At 67.0% G+C, this 17,022-nt stretch carries 15 protein-coding genes; 8 read left to right on the forward strand and 7 right to left on the reverse strand.

Annotated elements, in window-relative coordinates; all coding sequences use genetic code 11:
* The first annotated feature begins 26 nt into the window (after positions 1-26).
* Positions 27-1,733 carry a DEDD exonuclease domain-containing protein gene (locus ACFQGD_RS21290; RefSeq protein ID WP_390183336.1) on the forward strand — a complete coding sequence of 569 codons (1,707 nt, stop codon included), beginning with the start codon at positions 27-29 and terminating at the stop codon, positions 1,731-1,733.
* Positions 1,734-1,899: 166 nt separating this feature from the next.
* On the forward strand, positions 1,900-3,513 hold the full coding sequence (locus ACFQGD_RS21295) for a ricin-type beta-trefoil lectin domain protein (RefSeq protein WP_345397566.1): 1,614 nt from the start codon (positions 1,900-1,902) through the stop codon (positions 3,511-3,513).
* Positions 3,514-3,611: 98 nt separating this feature from the next.
* On the opposite strand, the gene qcrB is transcribed toward ACFQGD_RS21295, so the two are convergent.
* The 4 genes from qcrB to ctaE are packed head-to-tail and all read right to left on the reverse strand — an operon-like array spanning position 3,612 to position 7,962.
* Positions 3,612-5,321 carry a cytochrome bc1 complex cytochrome b subunit gene (gene qcrB / locus ACFQGD_RS21300; protein WP_345397568.1) on the reverse strand — a complete coding sequence of 570 codons (1,710 nt, stop codon included), beginning with the start codon at positions 5,319-5,321 and terminating at the stop codon, positions 3,612-3,614.
* Entirely contained in the window at positions 5,318-6,466 is a 1,149-nt protein-coding gene (gene qcrA, locus ACFQGD_RS21305; RefSeq protein WP_345397570.1) for a cytochrome bc1 complex Rieske iron-sulfur subunit, read from the reverse strand. The genes qcrB and qcrA overlap by 4 nt, the downstream gene beginning before the upstream one ends.
* The gene (gene qcrC, locus ACFQGD_RS21310) at positions 6,459-7,274 is read right to left on the reverse strand and encodes a cytochrome bc1 complex diheme cytochrome c subunit (RefSeq protein WP_345397572.1); all 816 of its coding nucleotides are present in this window, start codon (positions 7,272-7,274) and stop codon (positions 6,459-6,461) included. Before qcrC ends, qcrA begins: the two co-directional genes overlap by 8 nt.
* A 58-nt stretch (positions 7,275-7,332) precedes the next feature.
* A complete protein-coding gene (gene ctaE, locus ACFQGD_RS21315) occupies positions 7,333-7,962 on the reverse strand; it encodes an aa3-type cytochrome oxidase subunit III (RefSeq protein WP_345397574.1) in 630 nt (209 codons plus the stop codon).
* Positions 7,963-8,124: 162 nt separating this feature from the next.
* Between ctaE and ACFQGD_RS21320 the strand changes: the two genes are divergently transcribed.
* Positions 8,125-8,529: a hypothetical protein gene (locus ACFQGD_RS21320; RefSeq protein WP_345397577.1), complete on the forward strand. Its 405-nt coding sequence runs from the start codon at positions 8,125-8,127 to the stop codon at positions 8,527-8,529.
* An 11-nt stretch (positions 8,530-8,540) separates the two neighbouring features.
* On the forward strand, positions 8,541-9,581 hold the full coding sequence (gene trpD, locus ACFQGD_RS21325; RefSeq protein WP_345397580.1) for an anthranilate phosphoribosyltransferase: 1,041 nt from the start codon (positions 8,541-8,543) through the stop codon (positions 9,579-9,581).
* Between the two features lie 106 nt (positions 9,582-9,687).
* Here trpD and ACFQGD_RS21330 read toward each other — a convergent pair whose 3' ends face one another.
* Positions 9,688-10,659: a GlxA family transcriptional regulator gene (locus ACFQGD_RS21330; RefSeq protein ID WP_345397583.1), complete on the reverse strand. Its 972-nt coding sequence runs from the start codon at positions 10,657-10,659 to the stop codon at positions 9,688-9,690.
* 142 nt (positions 10,660-10,801) lie between these two features.
* Between ACFQGD_RS21330 and ACFQGD_RS21335 the strand changes: the two genes are divergently transcribed.
* Complete coding sequence (locus tag ACFQGD_RS21335; RefSeq protein WP_345397899.1) at positions 10,802-11,656, forward strand: DMT family transporter; 855 nt, start codon at positions 10,802-10,804, stop codon at positions 11,654-11,656.
* A 77-nt stretch (positions 11,657-11,733) separates the two neighbouring features.
* Here ACFQGD_RS21335 and ACFQGD_RS21340 read toward each other — a convergent pair whose 3' ends face one another.
* Together ACFQGD_RS21340 and ctaC are read right to left on the reverse strand one after the other, a co-directional pair.
* Complete coding sequence (locus ACFQGD_RS21340; RefSeq protein WP_345397586.1) at positions 11,734-12,168, reverse strand: cytochrome c oxidase subunit 4; 435 nt, start codon at positions 12,166-12,168, stop codon at positions 11,734-11,736.
* 69 nt (positions 12,169-12,237) lie between these two features.
* Positions 12,238-13,173, reverse strand: a complete 936-nt coding sequence (gene ctaC, locus ACFQGD_RS21345) for an aa3-type cytochrome oxidase subunit II (protein ID WP_345397589.1) — start codon at positions 13,171-13,173, stop codon at positions 12,238-12,240.
* A 169-nt stretch (positions 13,174-13,342) separates the two neighbouring features.
* On the opposite strand from ctaC, the gene asnB reads away from it, so the two are divergent.
* The 3 genes from asnB (at position 13,343) to ACFQGD_RS21360 (ending at position 16,820) form a co-directional block, all read left to right on the forward strand.
* Positions 13,343-15,277 carry an asparagine synthase (glutamine-hydrolyzing) gene (asnB, locus tag ACFQGD_RS21350; protein ID WP_345397592.1) on the forward strand — a complete coding sequence of 645 codons (1,935 nt, stop codon included), beginning with the start codon at positions 13,343-13,345 and terminating at the stop codon, positions 15,275-15,277.
* Between the two features lie 92 nt (positions 15,278-15,369).
* Positions 15,370-16,092, forward strand: a complete 723-nt coding sequence (locus tag ACFQGD_RS21355; RefSeq protein ID WP_345397595.1) for a FadR/GntR family transcriptional regulator — start codon at positions 15,370-15,372, stop codon at positions 16,090-16,092.
* A complete protein-coding gene (locus ACFQGD_RS21360) occupies positions 16,089-16,820 on the forward strand; it encodes a sterol desaturase family protein (RefSeq protein WP_345397598.1) in 732 nt (243 codons plus the stop codon). The genes ACFQGD_RS21355 and ACFQGD_RS21360 overlap by 4 nt, the downstream gene beginning before the upstream one ends.
* The last annotated feature ends 202 nt before the right edge of the window (positions 16,821-17,022 follow it).

The following is a 17,022-nucleotide window of genomic DNA, read 5'->3' on the forward strand; positions in this document are numbered from 1 at the left end:
ACAGACTGTCGGTCTGGCTGCCTACAGTGCCAGCCGTGAGCGTCCAGCTGGCCTTCGATGAACTCGGCACCCCACTGCGCGAGACCACCTTCGTCGTGTTCGACCTGGAAACCACCGGTGGCAGGGCAGGATCGGACGGCATCACCGAGATCGGCGCGGTCAAGGTCAAGGGTGGCGAGATCATCGGCGAGTTCGCCACCCTGGTCGACCCGGGCCGCGCGATCCCGCCGCAGATCGTGTCACTGACCGGAATCACGCAGGCGATGGTGTCCAACGCGCCGAAGCTCGACGAGGTGCTGCCCGCGTTTCTTGAGTTCGCCACCGGGTCCGTACTGGTCGCGCACAACGCGCCGTTCGACATCGGCTTCCTACGCGCGGCGTGCGCCGAGCTCGGCTACCACTGGCCCAAGCAGAGCGTGGTGTGCACGGTGCGTCTCGCGCGCAGGGTGCTTGACCGGCAGGACACGCCGAGCTGCCGGTTGTCCGCGCTCGCCGCGCTGTTCGGTGCCAGCACCATGCCCACCCACCGCGCGCTGGACGACGCCAAAGCCACTGTGGACGTCTTGCACGCCCTGCTGGAACGGGTCGGCGCGGTCGGAGTGCAGTCGCTGGAGGAGCTGCTGGACTACCTGCCGGAGATCACCCCGGCACAGCGGCGCAAGCGCGGCATGGCGACACACCTGCCGGAGACGCCGGGGGTGTACTTGTTCCGTGGGCCGAACGACGAGGTGCTCTATGTCGGCACCGCGTCGAACTTGCGGCGCAGGGTCCGGCAGTACTTCACCGGTTCGGAGAGCAGGGGCAGGATCAGGGAGATGGTCGCGCTCGCCGAGCGGGTGGACGGCATCGAGTGCTCGCACGCACTGGAGGCGCAGGTCAGGGAGCTACGGTTGCTCTCGGCACACAAGCCCACCTACAACCGGCGCTCGCGTAATCCTGGCAAATTCTGGTGGGTCACCCTGACCGACGAGCCGTTCCCCCGGCTGTCGGTGGTCCGCACCCCAAGGGACGGCGCGCTCGGACCATTCCGTTCCCGCGGGGCCGCCGCCGACGCCGCCGCGTCGCTGTCCTCGGCCGCGAGACTGCGGACTTGCACCGATCGTATTCCCGCGACGGGCCAGCGCGGCTCACCGTGCGCGCTGGCCGAGCTCGACCGGTGCGGAGCGCCCTGTGCGGGATGGCAGTCCACTGAGGAGTACGCGCCCCTTGTGAGCCGCGTCAGCTCGCTGATCGCGGGCACTGACGGCGATCTGCTACGTACTGCCGCCGACGAAGTGGACACGCTGGCGAGCGCCGAACGTTTCGAACTGGCGGCGAGCCGCAGGGATGAACTGGCCGCGCTGGTTCGCAACGTGGCGTCGGCGCACTCGATGGCGGCGCTAGCCGCGATCGAGGAGTTGATCGCCGCTTCGCCCGACGGCTCTGGCGGCTGGGAGTTCGCCGTCATCCGCCACGGAAGGCTCGCGTCGGCGGGTGTCGCGCGGCGCGGCACCGCGCCCATGCCGGTCGTTGAGTCGCTGGTCGCGAGCGCGGAAACGGTCATCGCGGGGGAAGGGCCGCTGCGCGGCGGTTCGCCCGAGGAAATCTCGGTGCTGCTGCGCTGGCTGCACCGGCCGGGCGTCCGGATCGTGCGCACGACGAGACCGTGGGCCGAACCCGCCCGTGCCGCTGGCGGCTGGGGCGAGTGGCTGGAGCGGGTGTCGCAGGCGCGGGCGCTGGAAACGGCGTCGTAGCGAGCATCCCGCTAGCCCATCCAGCCGTCGCGCACCATCAGCGATCGGTGTAATCGTCGCCACCCACGTATACGAACATTATTCACTTTTTCTGGTGCGCCCCGTACGGTGATGTCGATCACAGAGCCGGCGTTTCGTCGGATCCCACCCACCACGAGGGGGCGTCATGATCACCTCACCCTGCTATCACCCGCTTAGACGCGCGGGCGTGCTCGTGCTCGGCGTACTCACGTTGATCGGTGCGCTGTTCTTGGGCCCGCCGTTCGCGACCGCCACCGCGCAAGCTGGCCAGACGATCACACCGCTGCCACCGGAGCTGGAAAAGATCCGCAAGGAGCGCGCCACCGAGCGCTACGGCAGCCCGGAGATTCGCCCGCGGGCCGAGCGCGACACCGCCGTCGTCAGCATGGGCGACAGCGAGATCTCCGGCGAAGGGCAAGGTCCGTACGAGACCGGCACCAACGGCGACGACGACGGGGACGGCGATGAGAACTGGTGCCACCGCGCCAAGCACGCCGCCATCCATCGCACCGGCATCCCTGTCGACGTCACGCGCAACCTCGCCTGTTCCGGCGCGGCCACCAAGCACCTCATCGAGGGCAGTGGCGCGCGGCAGTGGGACGAACTGAACCAAGGGGACAACCTGGCGATCACCGCTCGCAACCTCAACGTGAAGCTGGTCTGGATCGTGGCGAGCGCCAACGACTCCGGCGGCATCGAGTTCGGTCCTGTCGTCACCGACTGTACGATTCGGCGCATCTTCTTCCTGGGCAACTGCTGGCCGGACTACACAGACACCGTCCAGGCGCGCGTGACGGTGTCCGGCGAGAACCTCGCCACGGCGGTCACCAGCGTGAAGCAGACCATGACCGACGCGGGCTACGCAGCGAGTGACTACCAGCTCGTCGTGATGAGCTACCCAGGACCCGCGAGCCCCGACGTCGAGGACAACCCGGACTTTCCCGGCTGGTACAACGGCGGCTGCCTGCTCTACCTCAAAGACATGGCACTCGGCCGCAACAAGGTCGTCCCGCTGTTCGAACGCGCCATTCGCGACGCCGCCGAGCAGAACGGAGTGCGCTACCTCGACGCCAGCAGGCTGTTCCACGGTCACGAGCCGTGCACCCAGAACACGTGGGTGACCGGCGTGAAGTCCAACGGCGGCGACCCGTTCGACGGCAACACGTACCGGCAGTCCTGGCACCCGAACGCACGCGGCCACGGCGCGTTCGGCAAATGCATGGGTGCGTTCTACTCCCAGCCGGCGATGCCAACGGCGACGTGTGTCGATCCCGGCAGCACCAACGATGTCGCGCTCTACGGCGGGCAGCTCGACTTTCGGCAGTTGCGCAACCTGGCGTCCGGGCTGTGCGTCGACTCGGAGGGCTACTCCACCCGCAACACCTATGACCTGTTGCAGTGGACCTGCCATGGCGGGCGCAACCAGGGTTGGTGGCTCGACCCGACACGCGACACCCTGCATATCGAACTCACCCATGACCGCTGCGCTCACGTCGAGGACGGCCTCGCCGCGGGACACGAGCTAGTGATCTACAACTGCCGAGGCGGGCAGAACCAGACGTTCAGGCTGGACGAAGGCCTGATCCGTTCGACGGCGAAACCGGGGCTGTGCGCCGCCGTCCCAGGGACAGGGAAGGGCGCTCGGCTACGAATGGTGGCCTGCGACCGGTCCGATCCACGCCAGCTGTGGTGGATCGAGCCCAAGACCGGCGACACGGGCTACGGCTACAAGGACTGGATGCCCAGCAGCGCTTACTGACGGGGTTGGGGAGGTTGTCAGCCAACCACCCCACACAACGCGACGGCGGGCGGAGAACTCCGTGTTCTCCGCCCGCCGTGGTGCGTCCAGTGGCGCGGTCAGCTCTCGCGGGTGCTCGCTGGCGCCTCGATCTCGGCGTGACCGTCGCCGCTGCCCTCGTCGTGGCCGCTGACGGCGTGGCCCTCGGCACCGTGACCGTTCGCACCGTTGCCATGCTGCGCGGCCTGCGCCCGCTCCAGCGCGATAGTCTCCTCCGCCGGGTCGGGAGTCAGCCACGACCCCGCGACGGCCTTGCCCGCGTAGCCGAGCTCGTTCATCTTCTTTGGCACCGGAGCGCCCTGGTACTCCAGCGGCACCGGGTGGCCGTGGTCGTCGACCGGGCCGAGCGGCTGGTGCACCTCGATGAACTCACCGTGTGGCAGCCGCTTGATGATGCCGGTCTCGAGACCGTGCTCCAGCACCTCACGATCCGCCCGCTGCAAGCCGAGGCAGATCCGGTAGGTGACGTAGTACGCGATCGGTGGGAAAACCAGCAACCCGATGCGGCCGATCCACGTCGTCGCGTTCAGCGAGATGTCGAACGTGAACGCGATGATGTCGTTGAATCCGGACAGCTCGAGCACCATCCAGAACGTGATCGCCATGGCACCGATACCGGTCCGCACCGGCACGTCCCTCGGCCGCTGCAACAGGTTGTGGTGCGCGGTGTCCCCGGACAGCTTGCGTTCGAGGAACGGATAGGCGATCAGCAGGGTGAACATCACGGGAAGCAGCACGCCGCCCGCGAAGAACACCGGCGGGATGGTGTAGTCGCCCAGGTAGATCTCCCAGGCTGGCCAGATTCGCAGGATGCCGTCAGCCCACGCCAGGTACCAGTCCGGCCACGAACCGGCGGACACCTGCGAGGGGTTGTACGGCCCGATGTTCCACACCGCGTTGATCTGGAACACACCGGACATCAACACGATCACGCCGGTCACGGCCGCGAAGAACGCGCCACCCTTGAGCGCGAACACCGGCATGATGCGCACGCCGACGACGTTGGTCTCCTTGCGCCGCACCCCAGGGAATTGGGTGTGCTTCTGATACCAGACCAGACCGAGGTGCACCGCGATCAGCGCCAGCATGATGCCCGGCACGATCAGGATGTGCAGCGTGTACAGCCTTGGAATGATCTCCGTACCGGGGAACTCCCCGCCGAACAGCGCCCAGTGCACCCACGTGCCCATCACCGGCACCGAGAGCGTGATACCGGACAACGTCGCGCGAACACCGGTACCGGAGAGCAGGTCGTCCGGCAGCGAGTAGCCGAAGAAGCCCTCGAACATACCCAGGATCAGCAGCAGCGCGCCGATGACCCAGTTGGCCTCACGCGGACGGCGGAACGCGCCGGTGAAGAACACGCGCATCATGTGCGCCGCCATCGCGGCGACGAAGATCAGCGCGGCCCAGTGGTGGATCTGCCTGATGAACAGCCCGCCTCGGACCTCGAACGAGATCTCCAGCGTGCTCTCCATCGCCCGCGACATTGGGATGCCCTGGAGGTTCTTGTACGCGCCGTCGTAGATGACCTCCTCCATGGAGGGGTCGAAGAACAGCGTCAGGTACACACCGGACAGCAGCAGGATGATGAAGCTGTAGAGCGCGACCTCACCGAGCAGGAACGACCAGTGCGTCGGGAAGACCTTGTTCATCTGGTGCCGCAGTCCCTTGGCGGCGTGGTAGCGCTTGTCGGCCTCGTCCGCTTGCGCCGCGGCGATCTTCTGCGGCAACGGGTCGCCCTTGGTGGGCGTCGTCAGCTCACTCATGACTTGCGCTCCCAGAATCCCGGACCGACTGGCTCGATGAAGTCGTGCTTGGCCATCAGGTATCCCGTCTCGGGATCCAGCGTGATGGGCAGCTGCGCGAGCGCCCTCGTCGCGGGACCGAACACCGGCTTCGCATACTGCAGCGCGTCGAACTGCGACTGGTGGCACGGGCAGAGGATCCGGTTTGTCCGCTGCTCGTACAGCGAGGTCGGACACCCGACGTGGCTGCAGATCTTGGTGTAGGCGTAGAAATCGCCGTAGTTGAAGTCCTCCTGGCCCTTACGCTTGACGACCTTCTCGGCGTCCTGGGGGCGCAGGCGGATCAACATGACTGGGTTGTCGGCCCGTTTCACGGCCACGAGCAGCGCGTGCTCATCGTCTCGTTCGCTTTCCCGGAACGGGAAGACCGTCTCCATCGATCCCGCGTCGAGGTCCTCCGGTCGAACAAGCACGACCTCGTGCGGGTTACCGGTGTAGCGGCGCAGGAACACCTTCTCACCAGGCTTCTCCTGCTTCCACCCTGTGTGGTAAAGACCGTCTTTAGTGCCGGAGTCCTTGTGCGGGTTCTTGATGAACCCGATCAGCGGCAAGATCGCCGTGCCGAGGCCGAGCATGCCGACACCGAAGCCGGCGCCGCGCTTGATCGCCGACCGGCGCGCGACGGTGCTGCGGTTACCCGCGTCGGCCAAATGCGCCGCGAACGTCTGCCGGTGCAGCTCGTCCGAACCGGCGCCCATGTTGTCATCGCGCTGCTGGACCGCGACCTCGTGCGGGATGAACTTCTTGGTGTACAGCAAGATCCCGACCGCGAACGCCAGGATCGCGACACCGAGAGTGATGCCCAGCATCGGGGTGTAGAGCTGGTACCAGAAGTGCTGCGAACTCTCCGTCGGGGGAGCGTACTGCCAGGGCCACCAGATCATCGCGATCAGGAACGCCAGACCAGCCACGCCCGCGAGCGTGAACCACAGCGCGATCGTACGCTCGGCCCGCTTCTCGGCGCGGGTTCCCTTAACCGGCCACGGGTCCGGGTACTCGGCGAGCTCGACACCGTCCAGCTTGCCGCCGAGCGCGACCAACTGGTCGCGGTCCATCTCGGCGAGCTCAGCCTCGGTGGGAAGCTGCTGGTCGTTACCGCTACTCATGACCTGCCCTCGATCCAATCCACAGCGTCACGGCGATGATGGCGCCGATACCGACGACCCACGCGATCATGCCTTCCGAGGCGGGCCCCCAGCCGCCGAGCGAGTTGCCGCCCGGGTTGTTGTTGCCGTCGGAGACCGACTTCACGTAGGCGATGATGTCCTCTTTTTCCTCCGGGCTGAGCTGCCGATCGGAGAACTTCGGCATGTTCTGCGGCCCGGTGAGCATCGCGGTGTAGAGCTGTTCCTCGTTGGCCGGTTCCAGCGGCGGGGCGTACTTGCCCGACGACAGCGCACCACCCTGCCCAGTGAAGTTGTGGCAAGACGCGCAGTTCAGCCGGAATAGCTCCGCGCCTCGCGCTGGGTTGTCGCCACGCAGCGCCTCACCCTTCTGCTCAGGCCGCTCCGCGCCACCGCCGTGCGCCTGGATATAGGCGCCGAGCGCGTCGATCTCTTCCGGAGTGAGCTTCGCGGGCTTGCGGGAGGCTTGGGCCTCCTGTCGCACCATCGGCATCCGGCCGGTCGACGTCTGGAAGTACACCGCGGCTTCGCCGACGCCGATGAGGCTCGGACCACGGCCCTCGACGCCGTCGAGGTTCGCCCCGTGACACGTGATGCACGTGTTGTTGTAGATCTCGGCGCCCTCACGCAGCAGCGCGGGGTCCCCCTGCGCCTGCGCGGTCTGGGGCTCCGGCACGAACAGGGCATAGAGGCCACCAGCGGCCATCAGTGCGATACCGAGCGCGAGCAGACCGGCGATGCGACGCCTGGCCTTGCTGCCGGAGCGAACTCGGAGCTTCCTAGGGGTCATGTCTGCGGCAACCTTGCTGTCAGTTCGAGGGTGTCACACTGTCTGGTCTTGTCTGGGGTTACGGCACGATGTAGATCACCGCGAACAGCCCGATCCAGACGATGTCGACGAAGTGCCAGTAGTAGGAGACCACGATGGCCGATGTCGCCTGAGCCGGTGTGAACTTACTCATCTTGGTGCGCATGAGCAGGTACACGAACGCGATCAGCCCGCCGATCACGTGCAGCCCGTGGAAACCAGTGGTCATGTAGAACACGGTGCCGAACGGCCCGGAGGGGATCGTGACGCCCTCGTTGACCAGCTGTACGTACTCGTACGCCTGGCCGCCAACGAAGATGGCGCCCATGATCAACGTAAGGATGTACCACCGACGCAGACCGAACACGTCGCCCCGCTCGGCGGCGAACACGCCGAGCTGGCACGTGAACGACGAGGCCACCAGGATGATCGTGAAGGGCAATGCGTAGGGAATGTCCAGGTGGATCGGTTCCCCGGTGGCATCGTTGATCGGTGGCCAGACTCCGTCGTCGTTCTGGGCCTTGACCGTGAAGAACATCGCGAAGAGTCCAGCGAAGAACATCAGTTCACTGGACAGCCAGACGATCGTGCCGACGCTGACCATGTTGGGGCGGTTCAGCGAGTGCACGCGCTGGCTGATCGTGGGCGCTGCCGTAGTCACGTCTCGCATTATGGCTTCTCACCTCCCGCGCCGCGCCCCCGGGTAGGGCCACCGGTGATCATCTGTCCGGTAGCGCTGGCCCTTACCTCGGCAAACCTGACTCCAGATAGAGTCAGCGGCGGCAGCCAACGACACCCTGACTGGGGAATGAAGACGGAGGGCCGACCCGCCATGACCAGCGAGCCGTTGAAAATCCTGGTGCTAAGCCACCGCGCCGACGTCCGTGAGGCGATCATCACAGCGATCGGCCGCAGGCCCGCCGCCGACATCGGCAGGGTCAGTTACGTCGAGGCCGAGACCGTGGCCGACGTGCTCGCTGAGATGGACTCCGGCACCGTCGACCTGGCGATTTTCGACGGCGAGGCGCAGCCGACCGGCGGCATGGGGCTGGCGCGGCAGCTCAAGAACGAGCTGGACGAGTGCCCGCCAATCGTGGTCTCGGTACGCCGCCCCGACGACAAGTGGCTCGCCACGTGGTCGCAGGCCGACGCGGTGCTTGTGCACCCGCTCGACCCGATCGCCGCTGCCGAGACCGTGGCCGAGGTGCTGCGGAACCGGCTGCCAGCAACGGCGTAATAGGAGGACCTGTGAGCACCCACACCTGGCCCGCGCTGCTCGACCGGCTCGTCGCGGGCACCGACCTCACCGCGGAGGACACCGCGTGGGCGATGGCGCAGGTCATGAAGGGTGAGGCGACGCCATCGCAGATCGCGGGCTTCGCGGTCGCACTGCGCGCCAAAGGTGAGACGCCGCGCGAGGTCATCGGCCTCGCCGACACGATGCTCGCCCACGCGCACCGGGTCGAGGTGCCTGGCACGGCGGTGGACATCGTCGGCACCGGCGGCGATCGTTCCGGGTCCGTGAACGTCTCCACCATGAGCGCGCTCGTCACGGCGGCGGCGGGCGTGCCGGTCGTCAAGCACGGCAACCGGGCGGCGTCGTCCAGTTGCGGCGCGGCCGACGTCCTCGAGGCGCTGGGGATCGTGGTGAACCTCTCACCCGACGCGGTGCGGGACTGCGTCGCCGAGGTCGGGATCGGGTTCTGCTTCGCACCCACGTTCCATCCCGCACTGCGTCACGCCGGGCCAACCCGCAAGGAACTCGGCATCCCGACGACGTTCAACCTGCTCGGTCCGCTCACGAACCCGGCGCAGCCAAGCGCGGGCCTCGTCGGCTGCGCGTACGCGGACAAGCTGGAGGTGCTGGCGCGAGTGTTCGCCGGTCGCGGCGCGAGTGTGCTGGTCGTGCGGGGTGACGATGGTCTCGATGAGCTGACCACGACCACTACCAGCACGGTATGGCGGGTCAGCGCTGGTGACGTCCAGCGGACGTCGGTGGACCCGGAGGCGTTCGGCATTCCGCGCGCCTCGGTGGCCGACCTGAAGGGCGGCTCCGCCGAGACCAACGCCACAGTGGTACGCGACCTGGTGGCGGGCACGCGCGGCCCGGTGCGCGACGCCGTCGTCCTCAACGCGGGCGCGGCGATCGCCTCCTACCGGGGCTTCTCCGCGTCGCTCGACGACGACCTGCGCGCGGGCATCGCCACCGCCGAGGAGGCGCTTGACTCCGGCAAAGCGGCCACACTGCTAGAGAACTGGGCGCGGGTCTCGAAGTCACTGGCAGGCTAGCGCCGCCGCGGCCGTGTCCCCCGCTCCCGACGCCGTGTCCCCCGCTCGCCGTGTAGATCTTGAGCACTCGTGGTTATCTGGACGACCATTTGCGCTCTAGATCCACTCAGCTATCGGCGCGCGCGAACGTCGTCCGGTATTGACTCGGGCTCGTCCCGCGCAGCCGCGCGAACTGGTGCCGAAGTGCGGCCGCTGAACCGTAGCCGCAGGCCACGGCGATGTCGTCCACGCCGAGCCCAGTCGTCTCCAGCAGGTGTTGGGCGCGATCCAGCCTGCGTTCGGTGAGCCAGCGGTGTGGCGTCGATCCGGTGGCGGCGGCGAAGCGGCGCAGGAATGTCCGCTCGCCGAGCCCGCTGCGCTGTGCCAGCTCCGCGACGGTGATCGGCTGGTCCAGTCTGCGCTCGATCCACTCCAGCACCTCGGCCACGACGGCGTCGTCGCTCACATCCTCCGGTACAGGTGCGGCGACGAACTGCGCCTGCCCGCCCGTGCGGTGTGGCGCGGTGACCATGCGCCTGGCCAGCGCCGTCGCGGCCGCCACTCCCCTGGTCTTGCGGACGAGATGCAGGCACAGGTCGACGGCGGCGACGGTGCCCGCGCTGGTGAGCACGCCGTCGTCCTCGGCGTATAACGCGCTCGGATCGACCTTCGCGCGCGGGAACGTTCGCCGGAACTGCTGCTCGTAGAACCAGTGCACCGTGCAGCGCCGGTCGTCCAGCAGGCCCGCGTAGCCGAGCGTGAACACCCCGGCGCAGAACCCGGCGACCAGGGCGTCCCGGTCGTGCGCCTCGGCCACGACGTCCAACACCTCGACGGGCGGCGGTTCGGAGCGCGGCGCGCACGTGGGGATGATCACGAGATCGGCTTCGCGCGCCACGGACAGCGGCGCGAGCCCGCCCAGGGTGAACGACGACCAGCTCGCGACGACCTTTCCGCCCGGTGAGCAGACGGCGAAGTCCCAGCCCTCGATGCCGTCGGCGGTGCGGTCGGTGCCGAAGACCTCGCATGCGACGCCCAGCTCGAACGGCGACACCTCGCCGGCCACGACGACGGCCACCCGGTTCACGCCGCGTGTCATCCGACGAGTCTGTCACACCTTTTGCTGTCCATGTCATTTCCGACTCTCGTCGGCCGCTGACGCGCCGGGCAGGCTGATCGACATGACAACGACCCACGCTCCCGAATCCCCTGGCACGGCACCGGAATCGCCGCGGTCATCAATGTCACGGACGCCGCTGGTGCAGTGGACCGCCGCCATGGCGCTGTCCGGCACGATCGGCGCGGTCGTCGTGGAAAGCGGTGCGGAAGCACCCGCGGCGGCGTTCGCGCGATGCCTGGTCGGCGGTCTGCTGCTGATCGTGTGGAGTTCGGCGCGTGGGTGGCTGCTGCCGACGTTGCGTGGGCTGAGCAGGCGTGACTTCGGGATGATCGTGCTCGGTGGCGTGCTGCTGGTGCTGAACTGGGTGCTGCTGTTCACGTCCTACGCGCTGTCGTCGATCTCCGTGGGCACGGTCGTGTACCACACGCAGCCGTTGTTGCTGGTCGGGCTTGCGGCGGTGTTGCTGGGCGAGCGGATCACCCGCGGTCACCTGACGCGTGCGGTGATCGCGTTCGGCGGCGTTGTAGCGATCTCGCTCGGCGCGGAAGGGGCCGACGGTCAGCCGGTGCGGCTGTCCGGCATCGCCCTCGCGCTCGCCGCCGCGACGCTGTACGCGGGCGCGACGTTGATCGCCAAGCAACTGTCGCACCTGCGCGCCCACGTCGTCGCTGCCGTGCAACTCGCGGCCGGGACGGCGCTGCTCGCTCCCGCGCTGCTGCTCACGCCGTTGCCAGCGGACCCCGCCGGATTCGGTTGGCTCCTACTGCTGGGGACGGTGCACACCGCGGTCATGTACGTGCTGATGTACTCCAGCGTCGGACGGCTGCCGACCGGAACCGTCGCCGTGATCTCGTACCTGTATCCGGTGGTGGCGGTGATCGTGGACAGCCTCGCCTACGGGCACCACGTCACGCCCGTGGAAGGCGCGGGGATGATGGCGATCCTGCTGGCCGCGCTCGCACCGAGACGGTCGTGAGCGTGGAACACGGCGTCGAGACCGAGGGAAACGACGTCGAGAGCAGGGGACACGACCGCATCCGGCCGGGGGTATCTTCAGTCGGCGGCGGGACCGGCCTCGCCGCGACCACGGTGGTACTCGAACACCAAGCCACCGATGGTGATCAGCAGCAGGACCGTGGCGATGACCAGCAGCCAGACCGCGAAGTACGCCAGCGCGATACCGGCGAGCGCGGCAGCGGCGGCGACCGCGACCGGCCAGTAACTGCCGGGGCTGAAGAAGCCAAGCTCACCAGCACCGTCGCTTACCTCGGCGTCGTCGTGGTCCTCCGGCCGCTGCTCGATACGGCGGGCGATGAATCGGAAGTAGCTCCCGGCGAGCAAGGCAAGGCCACCGGTGAGGATGAGCGCCACCGTGCCGATCGGCTCGACACCGTCGCGGGTCATCAGACCGGTCATCACGGCGTACACGATGGCGATGAAGAACGCGAAGATCGTGACGATCTCAAAAATCCTCGCTTCGACCTTCATCTGGCCGTCACCCTCTCGCCTCTCAGTGCTTGCGTTGCTGCTAGTGGTTCAGTACGGACGACCACCGGGTCAGCCCACCGCCGAGTCGGCCGTGCGGTCGGTCGTGAACGGGCGGGTCGTGGTCGCGAACGGCTCGCACAGCTCACCGCAGTTCATCTCCTCGAGAGCCTCGGACGCGGTGTACGGCACCTGTGTGTCCGGGTTGACCTGCTTCCGCAGCCGAATGTACTCGTCGTAGTCCGCCGGGGAGAGCGCCCTGACCTCGAAGTTCATCACCGAGTGGTAGGTGCCGCACAGCTCGGCGCAGCGGCCGACGAACGCGCCTTCCTTGTCGATGCTGGTGATCTGGAAGGTGTTGTCCTGGTTGTTCTTCTCGGGGCGTGGGAACACGTCGCGCTTGAAGAGCAACTCAGGCACCCAGAACGAGTGGATGACGTCGGTGGACTCCAGGTTGAACTGGATCCGCTTGTCGGTGGGTAGCACCAGCAGCGGGATCTCGGTGGAGCTGCCGACCGTGCTGATGGGCTCGCCTTCGGAAGTCGTTTCCTCTGGGTACTTGAACTCCCAGTTCCACTGGAAGGCGACCACGTCGACGGTGACGTCGGGGTCCTCTTCCTCCGCGAGCACGCTCACCTCGGTGGTCGCGGTGAAGAAGAACAGCACGCAGACCATGATCGTCGGAAGCACGACGGCGAACAGCTCAAGCGGCACGTTGTACTGGAACTGGCGCGGCAGCTCGTCGTCGTCCTTCTTCTTGCGGTGGAAAGCGACCGACCAGAAGATCAGGCCCCATACCAGCACACCGACCGCCAGCGCCGCGAGCACCGTCCAGGTCCAGAGCTCCCGCATCTGCTCGGCCTCGGGGGTGACCCCGACCGGCCAGCCGAAACGGAGCACCTCGTCGACCGAGCAGCCACTCACCGTGACGGCGACAGCCCCGGCCAGCGCGGCGATCTTGCCCGCTCTCGACCACCGTGATGCCGGGACATGCCTCTTCCGACCCACTGCGTCACGCCTCCTCGACTGGATCACTCACGACGTTTTGTCGCCGAGCGGAGCCTATCCGAACGAACCGGCGTTCAGCGCGCCGGGGCGGCACGCCTCACGTTCCTCGGGCGGGCATACTGAGTCCCCACCAGGAAGAATCGGCACAACGATGAGGTGTTGTAAGCACGTGTGTGGCCTGCTCGGACTGATCTGCGCTAGCGAAGACGACGCCACTGCGGCGCGGCCAGCCGTCAAGGCCGCGTTGCACTGCCAGCGCCACAGAGGCCCCGACGAGAGCGACACCTGGGCCGACGCCGAGGTCGTCTTCGGCTTCAACCGACTGGCGTTCATCGACGTCGAACACTCACACCAGCCGTTGACCTGGGGCCCGCCGGAGTCGCCGCAACGCTACACGCTGAACTTCAACGGCGAGATCTACAATTTCCGTGAGCTGCGGGAACGTCTCACCGCCGAGCACGGCGCGGTGTTCAACACCTCCGGCGACGGCGAGGCCATCATCGCCGCGTACCACTACCTCGGCGAGGCGGGCGTCGATGAGCTGCGCGGCATGTTCGCGTTCCTGATCTGGGACGCCGAGCGCAAGGTCGTCTTCGGTGCACGGGACCCGTTCGGTATCAAGCCGTTGTTCTACGCGGCCGGTTCCCGGGGTGCGGCGTTCTCCAGCGAGAAGAAGAGCCTGCTCGAGCTGTCACACACCCTCGGCACCGGCGACACGCTGGACAAAACCGCGTTGCAGCACTACCTCACGCTGCAGTACGTGCCCGAGCCGGAGACATTGCACGCCGACGTCCGCCGCATCGAGTCCGGCTGTCGCTTCACCGCGGCTCCCGGTGGTGAGGTGAAGATCACGCGGTACTTCTTCCCCGAATTCACCGCACGACAAGTGGCTGGTCCCGAAGAGTCGGCCGCGCTGCACAAGCGGATCACCGATGTGATGCGCGACTCGGTCGCCAAGCACATGATCGCGGACCCGGACATCACCGTGGGGGCGTTCCTCTCCGGCGGTATCGACTCGACGGCGACCTGCGCGCTGGCCAAGGAGCACAACCCGAACCTCATCGCGTTCACCACCGGGTTCGAGCGCGAGGGGTACTCCGAAGTGGACGTCGCGGCGGAGTCGGCGGCGGCGATCGGCGTGAAGCACGTCGTCCGCACGGTGTCGGCCGACGAGATGATGGAGGCGCTACCGCTGATCGTCTGGTACCTGGACGATCCCGTCGCCGACCCCGCGCTGGTGCCGCTGTGGTTCATCGCCCGCGAGGCCCGCAAACACGTGAAGGCGGTGCTGTCTGGGGAGGGCGCCGACGAGCTGTTCGGCGGCTACACCATCTACCGCGAACCGATCTCGCTGCGCGCGTTCGAGAAGATGCCTGGTGGCTTGCGGCGCGCGCTCGGCAAGGTGTCCACCAAGATCCCGGAGGGCACGCGAGGCAAGGACCTACTGCGGCGCGGCGCGCTCCCACTAGAGGAGCGCTACTACGGCAACGCTCGGATCTTCCGGGACGACCAGCTGCGCGGGGTGCTGCGCAGCTACGTCGAGGGCGTCGGGCACGCTGACGTCACCGCTGAGCCCTACCGGATCTCGGAGGGCTGGGATCCAGTGGCCCGGATGCAGCATGTCGACCTGTTCACGTGGCTGCGCGGCGACATCCTGGTCAAGGCGGACAAGATGACGATGGCGAACTCGCTGGAGCTGCGCGTGCCGTTCCTGGACCGCGAGGTGTTCCGAGTCGCCGCCGACATTCCGTTGAGTGAGAAGATCACGAGCGAGACGACGAAGCACGCGCTGCGCAAGGCGTTGTCCGAGATCGTGCCGCCACACGTGCTGAACCGGCGCAAGCTGGGCTTTCCCGTCCCGATCCGACTGTGGCTGCGCGACGAGATGTACGACTGGGCACGCGGCATCATCAACGACTCACGCACCGAGGAGTTCCTCGACAAGCAGGCGGTGCTGCGGCTGCTCGACGAGCACAAGTCGGGCGCGCTGGATCACAGCCGACGCCTCTGGGCGCTGCTGGTGTTCATGATCTGGCACGGCATCTTCATTGAAGGCCGCATCAAACCGGAGATCCCGGAACCGCGGTACCCCGTGCGGTTGTAGCGCGTTCGCGACGTCGTGGGCCCTTGCTCTCGACGTCGTGGACGTGGTCTTACCACTTGACCTCTTACCATTGACTGACTACAGTCCTGGTCATGGCGCTACGACGTGTAGACCGCAGGTCGGTCACCGATGAGGTCTTCGATCAGCTTCTCGCCGACATGATCGACGGCGAACTCGCCGCGGGTGAGCCGCTGCCAAGCGAACGCAGGCTCGCCGAGGTACTCGGCGTCTCCCGGCCCGCCGTACGTGAGGCGATCCAACGGATGACGCACGCCGGGCTGGTCCAGGTCAAACAGGGCGGCGGCACCGTCGTGAAGGACTACCGTCAGCACGCTGGGCTCGACCTGTTGCCCCGGCTGCTCTCGCCGTCCGGGCGGCCGGACCCGAAAGTGGTGCGCAGCATTCTGGAGGCCCGGCTACACGTCGGGCCGAAGGTCGCGATGCTCGCGGCCGAACGCGGCGGCGCGCGACTGAAGCAGCCACTGGCGGAGGCAATCGAAGCGCTCAACGCCGCGACAGGCGACCCCGTCGCGCAGCAACAGCACGCGCTGACGTTCTGGGACCACGTTGTCGACGGCGCCGACTCGATCGCGTTCCGACTGATGTTCAACGGACTGCGCGCGGCATACGAACCCGCGATCGGCGCGCTGACTACCACCATGGCGGCCGAGGTCACCCGGGTCGAAAACTACCGCTCACTCGCCGACGCCATCGTGGCCGGCGACGCCGACACCGCACGGACAGCGACGCTGGACCTGCTGAGCCCAGCGACGACCGCGATTATGACCGTCCTCGATCGACTGGAGGAGCTATGACCAGCGAGGCGAAAGCGGACATCGACGCCAGGGCGAAGGAGCGGCTGCGTTCGGACGAAGCCGCCATGACCGGCTCCCGCAGAAAGTCTTTTCCGCTCAGCGCTGCGTGGCGCGAGTTCTGGCGGCACCCATCCCCGTGGTTCATCGGCACCACGTTAGTCGGGGCGCTCATCGCACGGCTGTTCGTCGGCGACTGGCGACTCACCGACGCGATCGTTCCCGTGATCATGGTCGCGTCGTTCCCGTTCATCGAGTGGATCGTGCACGTCGTCGTGCTGCATTGGAAGCCACGCACGATCGGCAAGGTCACCTTTGACCCACTGGTCTCGCGCAAGCACCGCGAGCACCACGCGGACCCACGCGACGTACCGCTCGTGTTCATTCCATGGCAGGTACTGGCCTGGCTGCTGCTCGCGAATACGGCGATCGCACTGTTCGCGTTTCCTCGGCTCGGTCTCGGTCTGACGTTCCTGACAACACTCGCCGCTATCGGCCTCGTCTACGAGTGGACGCACTACCTGATCCACAGCGACTACCGGCCACGCTCCCGGACATACCGAGCACTCTGGCGCAACCACCGGCTACACCACTACAAAAACGAGCACTACTGGTTCACTGTGACGACTTCCGGTACCGCCGACCGGGTGTTTCGGACATACCCAAGGCCCGGTGACGTCAGCACCTCCCCCACGGTGAAGGCCCTCCACGCCAAGGAGGCCACCCGCTGACGGTCGTGTCCGACGTTCACGACGCTGTGTCCGACACTCACGACGCTGTGTCCGACGTTCAGGACTCTGTATTCGGCACTCGGGACGCCGAATTCGTCACTCAACTTCCGGCATGTCATCCGTGACGTGCCGGATTCTCGTCCACAGAACCGAAAATCGATCTCGAAATTCCTTGACTTCAAGTCAACTTGAAGTTTGACGA

The sequence above is a fragment of the Haloechinothrix salitolerans genome (genome assembly GCF_042662605.1).
GTDB lineage: Bacteria > Actinomycetota > Actinomycetes > Mycobacteriales > Pseudonocardiaceae > Haloechinothrix_A > Haloechinothrix_A salitolerans.

Bases quoted from the DNA above. Each gene is read 5' to 3' on its own strand.
- ACFQGD_RS21320 (WP_345397577.1), top strand. From the start codon at position 8,125: ATGACCAGCGAGCCGTTGAAAATCCTGGTGCTAAGCCACCGCGCCGAC.
- ACFQGD_RS21355 (WP_345397595.1), top strand. From the start codon at position 15,370: ATGGCGCTACGACGTGTAGACCGCAGGTCGGTCACCGATGAGGTCTTC.
- ACFQGD_RS21360 (WP_345397598.1), top strand. From the start codon at position 16,089: ATGACCAGCGAGGCGAAAGCGGACATCGACGCCAGGGCGAAGGAGCGG.
- ACFQGD_RS21340 (WP_345397586.1), bottom strand. From the start codon at position 12,168: ATGAAGGTCGAAGCGAGGATTTTTGAGATCGTCACGATCTTCGCGTTC.
- ctaE (WP_345397574.1), bottom strand. From the start codon at position 7,962: ATGCGAGACGTGACTACGGCAGCGCCCACGATCAGCCAGCGCGTGCAC.
- ACFQGD_RS21335 (WP_345397899.1), top strand. From the start codon at position 10,802: ATGTCACGGACGCCGCTGGTGCAGTGGACCGCCGCCATGGCGCTGTCC.
- ACFQGD_RS21295 (WP_345397566.1), top strand. From the start codon at position 1,900: ATGATCACCTCACCCTGCTATCACCCGCTTAGACGCGCGGGCGTGCTC.
- qcrC (WP_345397572.1), bottom strand. From the start codon at position 7,274: ATGACCCCTAGGAAGCTCCGAGTTCGCTCCGGCAGCAAGGCCAGGCGT.
- qcrA (WP_345397570.1), bottom strand. From the start codon at position 6,466: ATGAGTAGCGGTAACGACCAGCAGCTTCCCACCGAGGCTGAGCTCGCC.
- ACFQGD_RS21330 (WP_345397583.1), bottom strand. From the start codon at position 10,659: ATGACACGCGGCGTGAACCGGGTGGCCGTCGTCGTGGCCGGCGAGGTG.
- qcrB (WP_345397568.1), bottom strand. From the start codon at position 5,321: ATGAGTGAGCTGACGACGCCCACCAAGGGCGACCCGTTGCCGCAGAAG.